Origin of the sequence: Caldinitratiruptor microaerophilus (assembly GCF_025999835.1) — a bacterium.
Taxonomy (GTDB): Bacteria; Bacillota; Sulfobacillia; order Symbiobacteriales; family ZC4RG38; genus Caldinitratiruptor; species Caldinitratiruptor microaerophilus.
Genome location: NZ_AP025628.1, coordinates 1,100,292 through 1,114,492, shown reverse-complemented (window position 1 = coordinate 1,114,492; position 14,201 = coordinate 1,100,292). Strand labels below are relative to the sequence as shown.

Below are 14,201 nucleotides of genomic sequence, written 5' to 3'. Positions count from 1 at the left end.
CGGGTCAGACGGCGCGTGGCCATCCTCCCGCCTCGGCGCCCCCGGGGCCGGGAGGCAGGGGCCCTCAGAACACCCCGAGGTACTGGTCCAGCTCCCACTGGTGCACCTGGCTCCGGTAGATCTCCCACTCGACCTCCTTCGCCTCGAGGAAGTGCGCGTAGATGTGCGGGCCGAGGGCCTCCTGGATGACCTCGTCCTCCCGGAGCGCGTCCAGGGCCTGACCCAGGCTGCCGGGCAGGGGACGGATGCCGAGCTCGCGGCGCTCCTCGTCGGTCATCCGGTAGATGTTGCGGTGCACCGGCGCGGGTGGCTCCATCTGCTTGCGGATCCCGTCGAGCCCGGCGGCCAGGGTCACGGCCAGGGCGAGGTAGGGGTTGCAGGACGGGTCCGGGCTCCGGAACTCGAGCCGGGTGGAGAGGCCGCGCCGGGCGGGGATGCGGACGAGGGGGCTGCGGTTCTGCTCGGACCAGGCGATGTGCACGGGCGCCTCGTAGCCCGGCACCAGCCGCTTGTACGAGTTCACGAGCGGGTTACAGATCGCGGTGACGGCGGGGGCGTGGTGGAGAAGCCCGGCCAGGAAGTGCATGGCCACGTCGCTCAGCTGGTTGGGGGTCGACGGATCGTAGAAGGCGTTCTCGTTCCCCCGGAACAGGGACATGTGCAGGTGCATGCCGTTGCCGGGGATGCCGTACACGGGCTTGGGCATGAAGCTGGCGTGCAGGCCGTGCTGGATGGCGATCGTCCGCACCACGAACCGGAAGGTCGCGATGTTGTCCGCCGTCGTGATCGCGTCGGCGTACTTGAAGTCGATCTCGTGCTGGCCCGGCCCGACCTCGTGGTGCGACGCCTCGATCTCGAAGCCCATCTTCTCCAGGGCCACGACGATGTCGCGCCGGGTTTCCTCGCCCTGATCGAGGGGAGCCAGGTCGAAGTAGCTCGCCTTGTCCGTCGGGCGGGTCGTCGGCTTGCCCTCCGCGTCGCGCTCGAACAGGTAGAACTCGGGCTCGGGGCCGACGTTGAACGTGAACCCCATGGCCTTCGCTGCCTCGACCTGGCGCCGGAGGCAGTTGCGCGGATCGCCCTCGAAGGGGGTGCCATCGGGGTTGTACACGTCGCAGATGAGCCGGGCCGTCGCCGTGGCGCCGCTCTCCAGCCAGGGGTAGACGACGAAGGTCGACGGGTCGGGCCGCAGCAGCATGTCCGACTCCTCGATCCGGACGAACCCCTCGATCGACGAGCCGTCGAACATGATCTGCCCGTCCAGCGCCTTGCCCAGCTGGCTCACCGGGATGTCGACGTTCTTGGTGATCCCCAGGATGTCCGTGAGCTGCAGGCGGATGAAGCGGACCCCCAGCTCCTTGACCTTCGCCATGACCTCGTCCTTGGTGCGAGGACGCTCCGGCACTGCACGACCCCTCCTGAGCGGTTTCGTCGGGCACTCAGCCAGTCCGATCGCGGGACGGCGCGTGGCGACCGGCCACCCGGGAGCCGTCCGAGACCCACAGCGGTATCGGATTCGCTGCCAAGCGGACTTCTCCTGCTCTGCTTGTCAGGTTCGTTTACAGCCTGGCTCCCGGCCCGCCTCCGGCATGCCCCCCGGCGGCCGGGATCAGCCCGCGCCGCCAGAGCGCCGCCGCCGCCTGCAGGGCCGCCACGACGACGTGCTCCCGCGTGAGCCCGCCCTGGAAGTACGCGGCGTACGGCGGCCGGAGCGGGCCGTCGGCGCTGAGCTCGATGGACGCCCCCTGGACGAAGGTGCCGGCGGCCATCACCACGGGGTCGTCGTATCCGGGCATGGCCTCGGGCCGGGGACGGGCGCCCGAGTCGACCGGAGAGGCCGCCTGCACGGCCTCGCAGAAGGCCACGAGGGCCTCGGCGGAGCCGAGTTCGACAGCCTGGATGAGGTCCGTCCGGGGCTCGTCAACCCGGGGCCGCACGTTCAGCCCCAGGCGCGCGAAGAAGGCCGCCGCGAAGTGTGCGCCCGCGAGGGCTTCGCCCACCACGTGCGGGGCGAGGAAGAGCCCCTGCAGGATCAGCCGGGTGGTGCCGAGGCTCGCCCCCACCTCCGCGCCGATGCCCGGCGCGGTGAGCCGGGCCGCGGCCGCCTCCACGAGCTCCGCGCGCCCGACCACGTACCCGCCGGTCGGCGCCAGCCCGCCGCCCGGGTTCTTGATGAGGCTGCCGCAGACGAGGTCGGCGCCGGCGGCGGTGGGCTCGGCCGTCTCGCAGAACTCGCCGTAGCAGTTGTCGACCACGCAGACGATGTCTTCGCGGACCCCGCGCACGGTCTCCACGATCCGGCCGATCTCGGCCACCGTGAGCGACGGCCGCAGGGCATAGCCGCGGGAGCGCTGGATGAAGACGGCCCGGGTCCGGGGCCCGATCGCCCGCCGCAGCGCCTCCAGGTCCGGCCGGCCGTCCGGGGCAAGCGGCACCTCGCGGTAGGAGACGCCCCACTCGGCGAGGGAGCCCGGCGCGCCGCGCAGAACGGGGAGCAGCGTGTCGTACGGAGTGCCGGCAGCGGCGATCATCTCGTCTCCCGGCCGGAGGACCGCGAACAGCCCCAGCGTGATGGCATGGGTGCCCGAGACGATCTGCGGGCGCACCAGGGCCGCTTCGGCGCCGAAGACCCGGGCGAAGACCTCCTCCACCTTCGCCCTGCCGGGGTCCCCGATCCCGTAGCCGGTGCTGGGCGCGAGGTGGTGCTCGGCCACGCCGGCCGCCTGGAAGGCTGCCAGGACGCGGGCCTGGTTCTGCAGGACGACGGACGCGACCCGCCGCCACCAGGGTTCCGCTTCGGCCAGGGCGGCCCGGGCGGCGGCGAGGACGGGTCCGGGCAGGTCGGGCACCAGTTCTGCCAGGACGTCGGCGTCGTACAGCTCCGCGTTCACCTCCCGGACCGCTCGGCGGGCGCCCCCTGGCCGTTCCGCGCCGTCCCAGGGGGGCCCAGGGCGGCGCGCACCCGGTCCGCCAGCGACGTTTCCATCTCCGCCCGGATGAAGACCCCGCCTGCCCGGTACTCCTCGGCCAGCACCCGGCCCCGCTGGTGGATGAAGGCGGCCAGGTGGGCCATCGGATACGGGACCAGCGCCTCGACCACCGCGCGCCGGCGCCCGAGCGCGTCCTGGATCGCCCGGGACAGCTCCGGGAACCCCTCGCCCGTGACGGCCGACACGGCCACTGCCCCGGGGAAGCGGTGCCGCAGCCGCTCCACCTCGGCCCGCGCGCCGTCCTCTCCCAGCATGTCCCGGAGCCGGTCGAGCTTGTTCAGCACCACCAGCCGGGGCCGGTCGCCCGCGCCGATCTCGTCGAGCACTGCCTGGACCGCGTCCATCTGCCGGTCCCGGGCCGGGTGGCTCACGTCGACCACGTGGAGGATGAGGTCGGCCCGGACCACCTCCTCCAGCGTGGACCGGAAGGCTGCCACCAGGGTGTGCGGCAGCTTGCGGATGAAGCCCACCGTGTCCGCCAGGAGCAGCGGCTCGCCGTCGGGCGGCTCGACGCGGCGCACCATGGTGTCCAGTGTGGCGAACAGGCGGTCCTCCACGTAGGCGTCGCTGCCCGCCAGCCGCCGGTGCAGGGTGGACTTGCCCGCGTTCGTGTACCCGGCCAGCGTGACGAGCGGGACGCGGTTCTCTTCCCGGCCGGCGCGCTGGCGCTCCCGGTGGGCCGCGACCTCCTGCAGTTCCCGGCGGAGGTGGGCGATCCGCTCCCGGATGCGCCGGCGGTCGATCTCCAGGCGCGTCTCGCCCGGGCCCCGGGTCCCGATGCCGCCCCCCAGGCGGCTCAGGTCCACGCCCCGTCCGGTCAGGCGCGGCAGGCGGTACTGCAGCTGCGCCAGCTCCACCTGCACCCGGGCCTCGCGGGTCCGGGCCCGGCGGGCGAAGATGTCCAGGATGAGGGCGGTGCGGTCCAGGATCCCGCAATTGATGATGGCCTCCAGGTTCCGCTGCTGGGACGGGCTCAGCTCCTCGTCGAAGATGACGAGGTCGAAGCCCTGCTCCTGGCGCAGCCGCTCGATCTCCCGGGCCTTGCCCTCGCCGATCAGGGTGGCGGGGCTCCACTCGCGCCGGCTCTGGATCACGGTCCCCACGACCTGCGCCCCGGCGGTCTCGGCCAGGAGCCGGAGCTCCGCCAGGGACTCCTCCGGGGACGGCTCGTCCGCCTCCGGCCGGGCGCGACGGGGCGCGCCGCCGGCTTCCACGGCCACGAGAAGGGCGCGCTGAGGGGATGTGTCGGCCACGGGGCTCGCCTCCGGTCGTGCAGCAACGTTATCGTATGACCGCCGCTTCCGGGCGTCAAGCTTTCAGACTCGTCCGGTGACCGCGGGCTGCCCCGGGAACCGCCTGCCAGGGGCCACGCCACAGGAGCCGCCGGAGGAGGCCGAGCCCCTGCCCGGTCAGGGCGGAGACGGGCACGAGGATCCCCGGCTGGAGGCACCTGCGCACCAGGACGAGCCCGGTGGCGGCCCAGGGCAGGTCCATCTTCGTCGCCACCACGGCGTATCCCCCGCGCCGGGCGCCCAGGAGCGACAGGGCCTGGTCGACGCCGGCGAGAGCCTCTTCCCCCTGCTGTCCCGCCCGGCTGGCGTCGACGACGTGGAGGAGGCCGGCGGCCGCCGCAATCCGCTCGAGGGCCAGGGCCTGGGCCCGGCGCCGTGCGGGGTCCGGGTGCACCCGGTCCGTGAGCCCCGGCGTGTCCACGAGGCAGACCCGGCGCCGCCACGGGCCGTGTCCCCGGGTGGCACTCCAGGCCCGCACCTCCGGCGGCGCGCCGGGCGTAGCGCCCCCGGTCCCTGCTCCGGCCAGCCGGCCCAGGCGCTCCCACAGGAGGGTCTTGCCCGACCCGGGCTGTCCCACCAGGACGAGGTCCACCGCCCGCTCCCCCCCGCCTGGGCCTCACGGATGCCGGAGCGCCGCGTCGAGATCCTGCCGGGTCAGGGTCATGAGCTCCTCCCGCGTGTGCGGGCCGCGGCCGGCGAGCCGAAGCGCCTGGGCCCGGATCGCCCGCTCGAGCAGGTTGCGCACGGCGCGCGCGTTGCCTGCCTGCGCCCGGAACCGGTGCGGCTCGAGCAGGATGACCTCCCTCAGCCGCACCAGCGCCGCCGGGGCAAGGACGTACTGGCGCTCGGCCAGCATCCGGTCGGCGATCTGGACCAGTTCCGGAGGCGAGTAGTCCGGGAAGTGCAGGTGGATGGCGACCCGGGAGCGGAGCCCGGGATTCTGGGCGAGGAGCCACTCCATCTCGAGCGGGTAGCCCGCCAGCACCACGGCGAGGTCGTCTCGGTGGTCCTCCATGGCCTTCACCAGCGCGTCGAGCGCCTCCCGGCCGAAATCTTTCTCGCCGCCACGGGCAAGGGAGTACGCCTCGTCGACGAAGAGCACCCCGCCCAGCGCCCTGCGGACGGCCTCCCGGGTCTTGACGGCCGTGTGCCCGATGTACTCACCCACCAGGTGGGCCCGCTCCACCTCGACGAGATGCCCCCGGCTGAGGAGCCCCAGCGCCGCGAAGAGCCGGCCGAGGAGGCGGGCCACGGTGGTCTTGCCCGTCCCCGGGTGGCCCGTGAAGGCCATGTGGAGGGTCATCGGGTCGGCGGCGAGGCCCGCCTGCCGGCGCAGGGCCTGGATCGCGGCGTACGCGGCGATCTCCCGCACCGTCCGCTTCACGGGGCCGAGGCCCACCAGCCGGTCGAGCTCGGCCAGGACCGCCTCCGCCTCGGCAGGCCGGTCCGCCGCGGCGGCAGGGGCGGCGCCCCGGGGGCTCTCGGGCGGCGGGGCCACGGCCGGGCGCGGCCCGGGCCGCCCACGGGCGGGGACGGGCTCCGCGCCGCCCGCACGGCTCCACTCCCGGAGCACCTCCAGGGGGCTGCGGCTCCCTTCCTCGACCCACGCGCTCCACTCGGGACGGGCCGCCCTCCCTCGCTGCTGCCCCAACCGCTCGCCCTCCCCTGTCACTCGCGTGCCTGCCTACCCATCTCTACGCCGGGGCGCCCCGAAGCCTGCCCGGCGCGCCGGACGGTTCCCCCGGTGCAGGATGGACTGCCGCCGCCGAGGAAGTCTATGTTCCGGGCACATCGCGTACCGAACTTTTGACCGGGAGGTGACGCCCGGGCGGCGTGGCGCCGCGTCCGGGGGGACAAGGGGCATGATGAAGTACCGCAAGGTGGGGAACACGGGCCTCAAGGTCAGCGAGATCAGCCTGGGGAGCTGGCTCACGTTCGGGACCGCCACGGAGCGCGAGCAGGCGCTCGCGACCGTGCGGCGGGCACTCGAACTGGGCATCAACCACTTCGACTGCGCCGACATCTACGGCCACCGGCCCGGGGCGGCCGAGGAGTTCCTGGCGGAGGCGCTCAGGGGCGTGCCGCGCCACACCTACGTCCTCACCACCAAGGCGTTCTGGCCGGTCGGCGAGGGGCCCAACGACCGGGGGCTCTCGCGCAAGCACATCGTGGAGAGCGTGAACCGGAGCCTGAAGCGGCTGGGCACCGACTACGTCGACATCTTCTACTGCCACCGTTACGACCCCGAGACGCCCCTGGAGGAGACCCTCCGGGCCATTGACGACCTGATCCGCCAGGGCAAGGTCCTCTACGCCGGGATCAGCGAGTGGCCGGCGGTGCAGATCGCCCGCGGCGCCCGCATCACCCGCCAGCTCGGCCTCAACCCCATCGCCGTCAACCAGCCGATCTACAACATGCTCGACCGGAAGATCGAACCCGAGGTCCTGCCCGTGTGCCGGGAGGAGGGGATCGGCCTCGTGGTCTTCTCGCCCCTCGCCCAGGGGGTCCTGACCGGCAAGTACCGCCCCGGCCAGGGGGTGCCCGAGGGGACCCGGGCCGCGGACGAACGCGTGAACCAGTTCATGCAGCGCTTCCTCACCGAGGCGAACCTGGCCCGGGTGGAGCGCCTGCGCCCCATCGCCGCCCGCCTCGGCCTCACCCTGGCCCAGCTGGCGCTGGCGTGGGTGCTGCGGCTCCCCGAGGTGGCCAGCGCCCTCATCGGCGCCACCCGGCCGGAGCAGCTCGACGAGAATGTGCGCGCGATCGGGGTCACCCTGTCGGCGGAGGACCTGCAGGACATCGAGGCGGCGCTGGCGTGAAGCCCCGGACGGGGGCCACGGGGTCGGGCGCCGGAGACAGGGAAAGGGGCCGGCAGCGAGGGCTGCCGGCCCTGAATGTCCGTCCCCGGGGGGCGAGCCCGGTCACGCCTCCCGGCGCGGCGCCGGCGGCGAGGCGGGGTGCGGCCCCTGGGCCCCCTGCTGGGCGTGCCCGGCCTGCTGGGCCTGCTGCAACTGCTGGAGGTACTGCTGCTGGGCGGCGTGGAGGTTGATGGGCCGGCTCGGCGCGATGGTCGACAGCGCGTGCTTGTACACGAGCATTTGCCGGCCCTCGTTCTCGAGCACGACCGTGAACTGGTCGAACCCGCGGACGATGCCCCGGAGCTGGAAGCCGTTGACAAGGTAGACGGTCACCGGTACCGCTTCCTTGCGGACCAGGTTCAGGAACGTGTCCTGCTGGTTGATCACGATCTTGGGCAAGCGCAACCCGCCCCCCGTGTGGTGTACTGTGTTCCAGGTTTCCTACGCCTTTTCCACGCGCCCCGGCCATTTCCCTGTCACCAGCCGGACGATTTCCGCCGCCACCGCCTCCACCCCCGCGGCCATGTCGAGCCAGGTGACCCCCTCCTCGCGGCGCAGCCAGGTGAACTGGCGCTTGGCGTAGCGCCGCGTGTCGCGCTTGATGCTGGCCACCGCCTCCTCCCAGGTCACGAGCCCGCGCAGGTACCCGACCAGGTGGCGGTAGCCGAGCCCCGTGAGAGGGCCGGTGGTCGCCGGCACGCCCGCGTTCACCAGACGCACCACCTCCTCCAGCCAGCCGGCGGCGAGCTGGGCGTCGGTGCGTGCCTCGATCCGCCGGTACAGCTCCGACCGCTCGAGCGTGAGCCCCACGACGAGGGCGTCGTAGCGCGGCGCCCAGGTCGCCCGGTGCAGGGACGAGATCGGCTGTCCCGTCTGTTCGTAGACCTCCAGGGCACGGATGACCCGCTTGACGTTGTGCGGGTGGATGCGCTCGGCAGCCGCCGGGTCCACGGCCCGCAGCCGCTCGTGCAGGGCGAGGGGCCCGTGGGCGCGCGCGACCTCCTCGAGCCGCCGCCGGATCGCCGGGTCGGGGTCGAGCTCCGGGAAGCCGTACTCCCGCAAAACCGCGCGCACGTAGAAGCCTGTGCCGCCCACCAGGATCGGCAGCCGGCCCCGGGCCTGGATGTCCTCGATGAGCGCGTCGGCGAGCAGCCGGAACTGGAAGACGCTGAAGTTCTCCCCGGGGTCGCAGATGTCGATGAGGTGGTGCGGCACCCCGCGCCGTTCCTCCGGGGTGGGCTTGGCGGTGCCGATGTCGAGCCCCCGGTAGACCTGCATCGAGTCGGCGCTGATGACCTCGCCCCGGAGCCGCAGCGCCACCTCGATCGCCACCGCCGTCTTCCCGACCGCCGTGGGGCCCACGATGGCCAGGAGGGGTCCGGGCCTCATCCGCGGCGGCCGAACCGGCGTTCCAGTTCGGCCCGGCTGACCAGGATCAGCGTGGGGCGCCCGTGGGGGCACTCGCCGGGATGCTCGCAGGCGGCCAGCGCGTCGAGGAGGGCCTGCTGCTCGGCGGGGGCGAGCGGGTCGTTCGCCTTGATCGCCGCCCGGCAGGCGGCCAGGGCGGCCACGGCCCGCCGGCGCCGTTCGACGGTGGCGGAGGGCAGGTCTTCCTCCGCCAGGCGGTCGAGGAGATCGGCGACGAGGCGCACCGCGTGGGCCTCCGGCACGCCGTCCGGAATCGCCGTGATCCGCAGGGTCTGGCGGCCGAAGGGCTCGGCGTGGATGCCGGCATCGCGCAGGATGTCGGCCACCGAGGTCCAGAGGGCCCAGCGGGCCGGCGTCAGCTCCAGTGTGGCGGGGAACAGGAGGAGCTGCACCGCCACCGGCCGGGACTCGAGCTCGCGGAGCACGCGCTCGAAGTACACCCGCTCGTGGGCCGCGTGCTGGTCCACCAGGTACAGGCCCTCGGGGCCGTCGCAGGCGATGTACGTCCGGTGGACCTGCCCCAGCGGCCGCAGGCTCCGGATCAGGTCCGCCGGGGTGCGCGGCTCCTGGCCGGGCGCGGGGTAGCCGAGGGCGGCGCGCTCCGCCTCCTCCCGGGACAGGAGGTCCGGGCCGGGGCCGCCGTCGGCGCTGGCGGCCGCCGCGGGCGGCGCAGGCCGCGCCGCGCCCGCTGCCACCTCCCGCACCGCGGACGGGAAGGCCGGGAAAGCCCGCTGGAGCGGCGCTGCGGACGGCGCGCCCGGGGGCGGGGCAGGGCCGGGGGCCGGCCCGTACCCGGAGCCGAACCCGCGCGGCGCCAGGCCGGCGTGGGCGGCCAGGGCCTCCCGCACCGCCTGGTACACCGCGGCGCGCACGGCCCGCTCGTTGCGGAAGCGCACCTCCGCCTTGGCGGGGTGCACGTTCACGTCGACCTCCTCCGGGTCCACCGCCACGAAGAGGACGGCCACGGGGTGGCGGCCCTCCGGGATGGCGTTCCGGTAGGCCTCCTCGAAGGCGAAGCGCAGGACCCGGTCGGTGACGGAGCGGCCGTTGACGAAGAAGAGCTGGTGGGCCCGTCCGGCGCGCACGAGCTGCGGCAACCCCGCGTAGCCCCATACCCGGACGCCTCCGCCCTCCCACTCGACCGGCACCAGCGCCCTGGCCACCTCGCGGCCCAGCACGGCGTGGACGGTCGCCAGGAGGTCCCCCGTTCCCGGCGTCGTGAGCAGCTCGGCCGGGCCGGCACGGAGGCGGAAGACCACCCCGGGGCTGGCCAGGGCCAGGCGCCCGACCACTTCGGTGATGCGGCCCAGTTCGGTGGCGTCGGTCTTCAGGAACTTGAGGCGGGCCGGCGTGTTGTAGAACAGGTCGCGGACCTCCACGGCGGTGCCGGGCGGGCAGCCGCACGCCTCCACCTCCGGCGGGCCGCCGCCCTCCACCCGGACGCAGGTGCCCTCCAGCCGGTCCCGGGGCCGCGTGCGCAGGACCAGCCGCGACACGGAGGCGATGGAGGGGAGCGCCTCGCCGCGGAAGCCCAGGGTCCGGATGCGCCGGAGGTCCTCCGCCGAGGCGATCTTCGACGTCGCGTGCCGCTCCAGGGCGAGGCGGGCGTCGTCGGGCCCCATGCCGCAGCCGTCGTCCACGACCTGGATGAGCTCGCGGCCGCCGCCGGCGACCTCGACGGTGATGCGCCGGGCTCCGGCGTCCAGGCTGTTCTCGACCAGTTCCTTCACGACGGACGCCGGGCGCTCCACCACCTCGCCGGCGGCGATCTGGTTGGCCGTCCGCTCGTCCAGGACCCGGATGAGCCCCACCGCCACGCCTCCCGGAGGATACGTCTTCCCTTCCAGATTGTAGCCGACCGGCGCGGGCCGGCGCAAAGCGGGCGCCTAGCGCCCCTCCTTCGCCTTCTCCTGCAGGCTGTGCAAGAGATTCAGCGCCTCCAGGGGCGTGAGGGCCATCACGTTCAGGGCGAGGAGCTCCTCCACCACCGGGTGCGGCCGGGACTCGAAGAAGCTGAGCTGGACGGGCTGCCGCGCCCGGGCGGCGGCCGCCTCTCGGCGGGCGCGGCGCTGCCCCTCCTGCTGCTCGAGGGTGGCGAGGATCTCCCGGGCCCGGTCGACCACCGCCCGGGGCAGGCCGGCAAGGCGGGCCACCTGGATCCCGTAGCTGCGGTCGGCCCCGCCCCGGACGATCTGGTAGAGGAAGGTGATCTCGTCCCCCTTCTCCCGGACGGCGACCGAGTAGTTCTTCACCCCCGGCAGGAGCCCCTCGAGCTCGCACAGCTCGTGGTAGTGGGTGGCGAAGAGGGTGCGGGCGCCGATCCGGGTGGGGTCGGCGACGTACTCCGCCACTGCCCAGGCGATCGACAGCCCGTCGAAGGTCGCGGTTCCGCGGCCGATCTCGTCGAGGACGATCAGGGACCGCCGCGTGGCCGCGTGGAGGATGGCCGCCACCTCGGACATCTCGACCATGAAGGTGGACTGCCCGGTCGCCAGGTCGTCCGAGGCGCCGACCCGGGTGAAGATGCGGTCGACGAGCCCGATGCGCGCCGCCTGCGCGGGCACGAACGAGCCCATCTGGGCCATGAGGGTGATGAGGGCGACCTGGCGCATGTAGGTGGACTTGCCGCCCATGTTCGGGCCGGTGATGAGGAGAAGGCGGTTCTCCCCCGTGTCCAGCAGGCAGTCGTTGGGCACGAAGCGGCCCTCGGGCAGCACGCGCTCTAGGACGGGGTGGCGGCCGCCCTGGATCTCGATGACCTCGCCGTGGTCGACGACCGGGCGGGTGTAGCCGTACACCGCCGCCACCTCGGCCAGGGCGGCCAGCACGTCGATCTCCGCCACCGCCCGGGCGGAGGCCTGGATCCGGCCCACCTGCGCCGCCACCTGCCGGCGGACCTCGGCGAAGAGCTCGTACTCCCGTGCGGCCAGCCGCTCCTCCGCCCCGAGCACCTGCTCCTCCATCGCCTTGAGGTCCGGGGTGACGAAGCGCTCGGCGCCGGCGAGGGTCTGCCGGCGCTGGTAGTCGTCCGGGACGGCGGCCAGGTTGGCGCGCGTCACCTCGATGTAGTACCCGAAGACCTTGTTGTAGCCGACCTTCAGCGACTTGATGCCCGTCCGCTCCCGCTCCCGGGCCTCGAGGGCGGCGATCCACGACTTGCCGTCCCGGGCGGCGGCGCGGAGCCGGTCGACCTCCTCGTCGAACCCGTCCCGGATCACCCCGCCCTCCGTGGGCGAGACGGGGGGGTCGTCGGCGATGGCCCGCCCCAGGAGGTCGCGGACGTCGTCCAGGAGGTCGAGCCGCTCCCGCAGCTCCACCAGCCGGGGGGAGCCGGCCTCCTCCAGGAGCACCCGCAGGGAGGGCAGGACGGCCAGGGAGCGCCCGAGGGCGACGAGGTCCCTGGGCCCGGCGCTCCCGTAGGCCACCCGGCCCGCCAGCCGCTCCACGTCCCGCATGTCGCCGAGGAGGGAGCGCAGCTCGCCGCGCAGGAGCGGGGCCTGGACGAGCTCGCCCACCGCCTCGTGACGGGCGCGGATGGCGGCCAGGTCGAGGAGGGGCTGCTCGAGCCAGGCCCGGAGAAGGCGCCCGCCCATGGCCGTGACGGTGCGGTCGAGCACCTCCAGGAGCGTCCCCCGGCGACCCCCGTCCCGGAGCGCCCGGGTCAGCTCGAGGTTGCGCCGCGTCGCGGGGTCGAGCACCAGGTAGGACCCCGGGTAGTACACGTTCAGCGCGGTGATGTGGCCGAGGGTGGTCTTCTGGGTCTCCTCGAGGTACTGGAGCACCGCGCCGGCGGCCCGCACGGCCAGCTCCTTGTCCTCGGCGCCGAAGCCGCGCAGCGAGTGGGTGCCGAAGTGCCGGCACAGGAGCCGGTACGCCGCCTCGTGGCGGAAGGCCCCCGAGCCGTACGGGGTGAGGGCCGCCCCCATGCGCTCCAGGGGCGCGGTGATGCCCGGCGCCCGCTCCAGACCGGGTTCGAGCAGCACCTCGCGCGGCTCGATCCGGCCCAGCTCCTCCACCAGCTGGCGCAGCCCGTGGGCGCCCGAGAGCTCGCAGGCGGCGAACTCGCCGGTGGACAGATCGGCGTAGGCCAGGCCGAAGCCCGTCCGGCCCTGGCAGACGGCCGCCAGGAAGTGGCTCTCCTTCTCCTCGAGACTCCGCGGCTCCACCAGGGTGCCCGGGGTCACCACCCGGATGACCTCGCGCCGGACGAGCCCCTTCGCCTGGCGGGGGTCCTCCATCTGCTCGCAGATGGCGACCTTGTGCCCCCGCTCGATGAGGCGGGCGATGTACGCGTCGGCCGAGTGGTAGGGAACCCCGCACATCGGGACGCGGCCCAGGGCCTTGCCCCCGTCCCGGCCGGTCAGCACCAGGTCGAGTTCGCGCGCGGCCACCTCGGCGTCCTCGAAGAAGAGCTCGTAGAAGTCGCCCAGGCGGAAGAGGAGCAGCGCGTCCGGGTACTGCTGCTTGAACTCGCGGTACTGGGCGAACATGGGCGTGAGCCCGGCGTCCTGGCCGGGAAGGCTCATCGGGTGGACCTCCTCCGCTCGGGGCGCCCGGCCGGCGCCGCAGGGACCAGTCCGGCCGCCTCCACCAGCCGGGAGAACGCGCGGGGCAGCGGGAAGCCCTCCAGCTCCCCGGGCGTGAGCCAGCGCCAGCCCGGTCCTTCCGGCGGTGCCTCCAGCAGGTCGCCGGCGAACGCCGTCATCTCCCACGTCCGGTGGCTGAACACATGGCGGGCGCGGGCAACCGGCGGCCCCACCCGCACCCGCAGCCCGTGTGCCTCCTCCAGGTGACGCTCGAGAGCGGCAGCGACCGCCCCGGCGGGGGTCTCGGCCCCCACCTCGAACGCCGGCAGGCCCCACATGCCGGCCAGCAGGCCCACGGCGGGCCGGCGCGCGAGGCCGACCCGGCCCGAACCGTCCCGGATCAGGGCCGCCGCCAGGGGCACCGCCGGCGCGGCGGGGCGGCGGGTGCGCCGCGGCAGGACGCCCTCCAGGCCCCGCCGCCTGGCCTCGCACCAGGCTGTGATCGGGCAGTCGCCGCACCGCGGCCGGCGGGGGACGCAGACCGAGCCGCCGAGTTCCATGAGGGCCTGGTTGAAGTCCCCGGGGCGGTCCTCCGGGACGAGGCGCGCGGCAAGCCGGACCGCCTCCCGCCGGACGGCGGTGCGGGTGATGTCGCCCTCGAGGGCGCCCAGCCGCACCAGCACGCGGAGGGCGTTGCCGTCGACGGCGGGCAGGCGCAGCCCGTAGGCGATGGAGAGAACCGCGCCGGCGGTGTACTCGCCCACCCCCGGCAGCGCCGCGAAGGCGTCGGGATCCCTCGGCACCTCCCCGCCGTACCGGGAGGCGACCTCGCGGACCGCCGCGTGCAGGTTACGGGCCCGGGAGTAGTACCCGAGCCCGGACCACAGCGCCAGGACCTCTTCCTCGGGCGCCCGGGCCAGGCTCAGGAGGTCCGGGAAGCGCTCGAGCCACCGCAGGTAGTAAGGGATGGCCGTCTCCACCCGGGTCTGCTGGAGCATGACCTCGGAGACCCAGATCCGGTACGGGTCCCGCTGTCGCCGCCAGGGCAGGTCCCGGCGCCGGGAGTCGTACCACTCGAGCAGTGCGCGATCCAGGGTGTCCGCCAAT

General features: G+C 74.1%; 10 protein-coding genes and 1 pseudogene. 1 reads left to right on the top strand and 10 read right to left on the bottom strand.

Translation table 11 applies throughout. The features are described from left to right. Nucleotides 1–64: 64 nt before the first annotated feature. The 5 genes from glnA to caldi_RS05380 form a co-directional block, all read right to left on the bottom strand. A complete protein-coding gene (glnA, locus tag caldi_RS05400) occupies nucleotides 65–1,372 on the bottom strand; it encodes a type I glutamate--ammonia ligase (protein ID WP_264844739.1) in 1,308 nt (435 codons plus the stop codon). A gap of 187 nt (nucleotides 1,373–1,559) precedes the next feature. Next, nucleotides 1,560–2,840 (bottom strand): methionine gamma-lyase family protein, encoded by a 1,281-nt coding sequence (locus tag caldi_RS05395; protein WP_406568121.1) that lies wholly within the window; start codon nucleotides 2,838–2,840, stop codon nucleotides 1,560–1,562. Between the two features lie 47 nt (nucleotides 2,841–2,887). Continuing rightward, nucleotides 2,888–4,243, bottom strand: coding sequence for a GTPase HflX (hflX, locus tag caldi_RS05390; protein WP_264844079.1), 1,356 nt, complete (start codon nucleotides 4,241–4,243; stop codon nucleotides 2,888–2,890). A 55-nt stretch (nucleotides 4,244–4,298) separates the two neighbouring features. Continuing rightward, the gene (locus caldi_RS05385) at nucleotides 4,299–4,874 is read right to left on the bottom strand and encodes a GTPase domain-containing protein (RefSeq protein WP_264844078.1); all 576 of its coding nucleotides are present in this window, start codon (nucleotides 4,872–4,874) and stop codon (nucleotides 4,299–4,301) included. A 24-nt stretch (nucleotides 4,875–4,898) separates the two neighbouring features. After that, complete coding sequence (locus tag caldi_RS05380; protein WP_264844077.1) at nucleotides 4,899–5,933, bottom strand: AAA family ATPase; 1,035 nt, start codon at nucleotides 5,931–5,933, stop codon at nucleotides 4,899–4,901. Nucleotides 5,934–6,147: 214 nt separating this feature from the next. On the opposite strand from caldi_RS05380, the gene caldi_RS05375 reads away from it, so the two are divergent. Continuing rightward, on the top strand, nucleotides 6,148–7,101 hold the full coding sequence (locus caldi_RS05375; protein WP_264844737.1) for an aldo/keto reductase family protein: 954 nt from the start codon (nucleotides 6,148–6,150) through the stop codon (nucleotides 7,099–7,101). 207 nt (nucleotides 7,102–7,308) lie between these two features. On the opposite strand, the pseudogene hfq reads toward caldi_RS05375, so the two are convergent. The 5 genes and pseudogenes from hfq to mutY form a co-directional block, all read right to left on the bottom strand. Beyond that, nucleotides 7,309–7,539: pseudogene (hfq, locus tag caldi_RS05370) on the bottom strand (RNA chaperone Hfq); the annotation flags it as partial. A 42-nt stretch (nucleotides 7,540–7,581) separates the two neighbouring features. Beyond that, nucleotides 7,582–8,529: a tRNA (adenosine(37)-N6)-dimethylallyltransferase MiaA gene (miaA, locus tag caldi_RS05365; RefSeq protein ID WP_264844076.1), complete on the bottom strand. Its 948-nt coding sequence runs from the start codon at nucleotides 8,527–8,529 to the stop codon at nucleotides 7,582–7,584. Further along, nucleotides 8,526–10,379, bottom strand: a complete 1,854-nt coding sequence (gene mutL / locus caldi_RS05360; RefSeq protein ID WP_264844075.1) for a DNA mismatch repair endonuclease MutL — start codon at nucleotides 10,377–10,379, stop codon at nucleotides 8,526–8,528. Before mutL ends, miaA begins: the two co-directional genes overlap by 4 nt. A 75-nt stretch (nucleotides 10,380–10,454) precedes the next feature. After that, a complete protein-coding gene (mutS, locus tag caldi_RS05355) occupies nucleotides 10,455–13,094 on the bottom strand; it encodes a DNA mismatch repair protein MutS (protein ID WP_264844074.1) in 2,640 nt (879 codons plus the stop codon). Next, nucleotides 13,091–14,200, bottom strand: coding sequence for an A/G-specific adenine glycosylase (gene mutY, locus caldi_RS05350; RefSeq protein ID WP_264844073.1), 1,110 nt, complete (start codon nucleotides 14,198–14,200; stop codon nucleotides 13,091–13,093). The genes mutS and mutY overlap by 4 nt, the downstream gene beginning before the upstream one ends. Nucleotide 14,201: the final 1 nt, after the last annotated feature.

Bases quoted from the DNA above. Each gene is read 5' to 3' on its own strand.
- miaA (WP_264844076.1), bottom strand. From the start codon at position 8,529: ATGAGGCCCGGACCCCTCCTGGCCATCGTGGGCCCCACGGCGGTCGGG.
- caldi_RS05375 (WP_264844737.1), top strand. From the start codon at position 6,148: ATGAAGTACCGCAAGGTGGGGAACACGGGCCTCAAGGTCAGCGAGATC.
- mutS (WP_264844074.1), bottom strand. From the start codon at position 13,094: ATGAGCCTTCCCGGCCAGGACGCCGGGCTCACGCCCATGTTCGCCCAG.
- glnA (WP_264844739.1), bottom strand. From the start codon at position 1,372: ATGGCGAAGGTCAAGGAGCTGGGGGTCCGCTTCATCCGCCTGCAGCTC.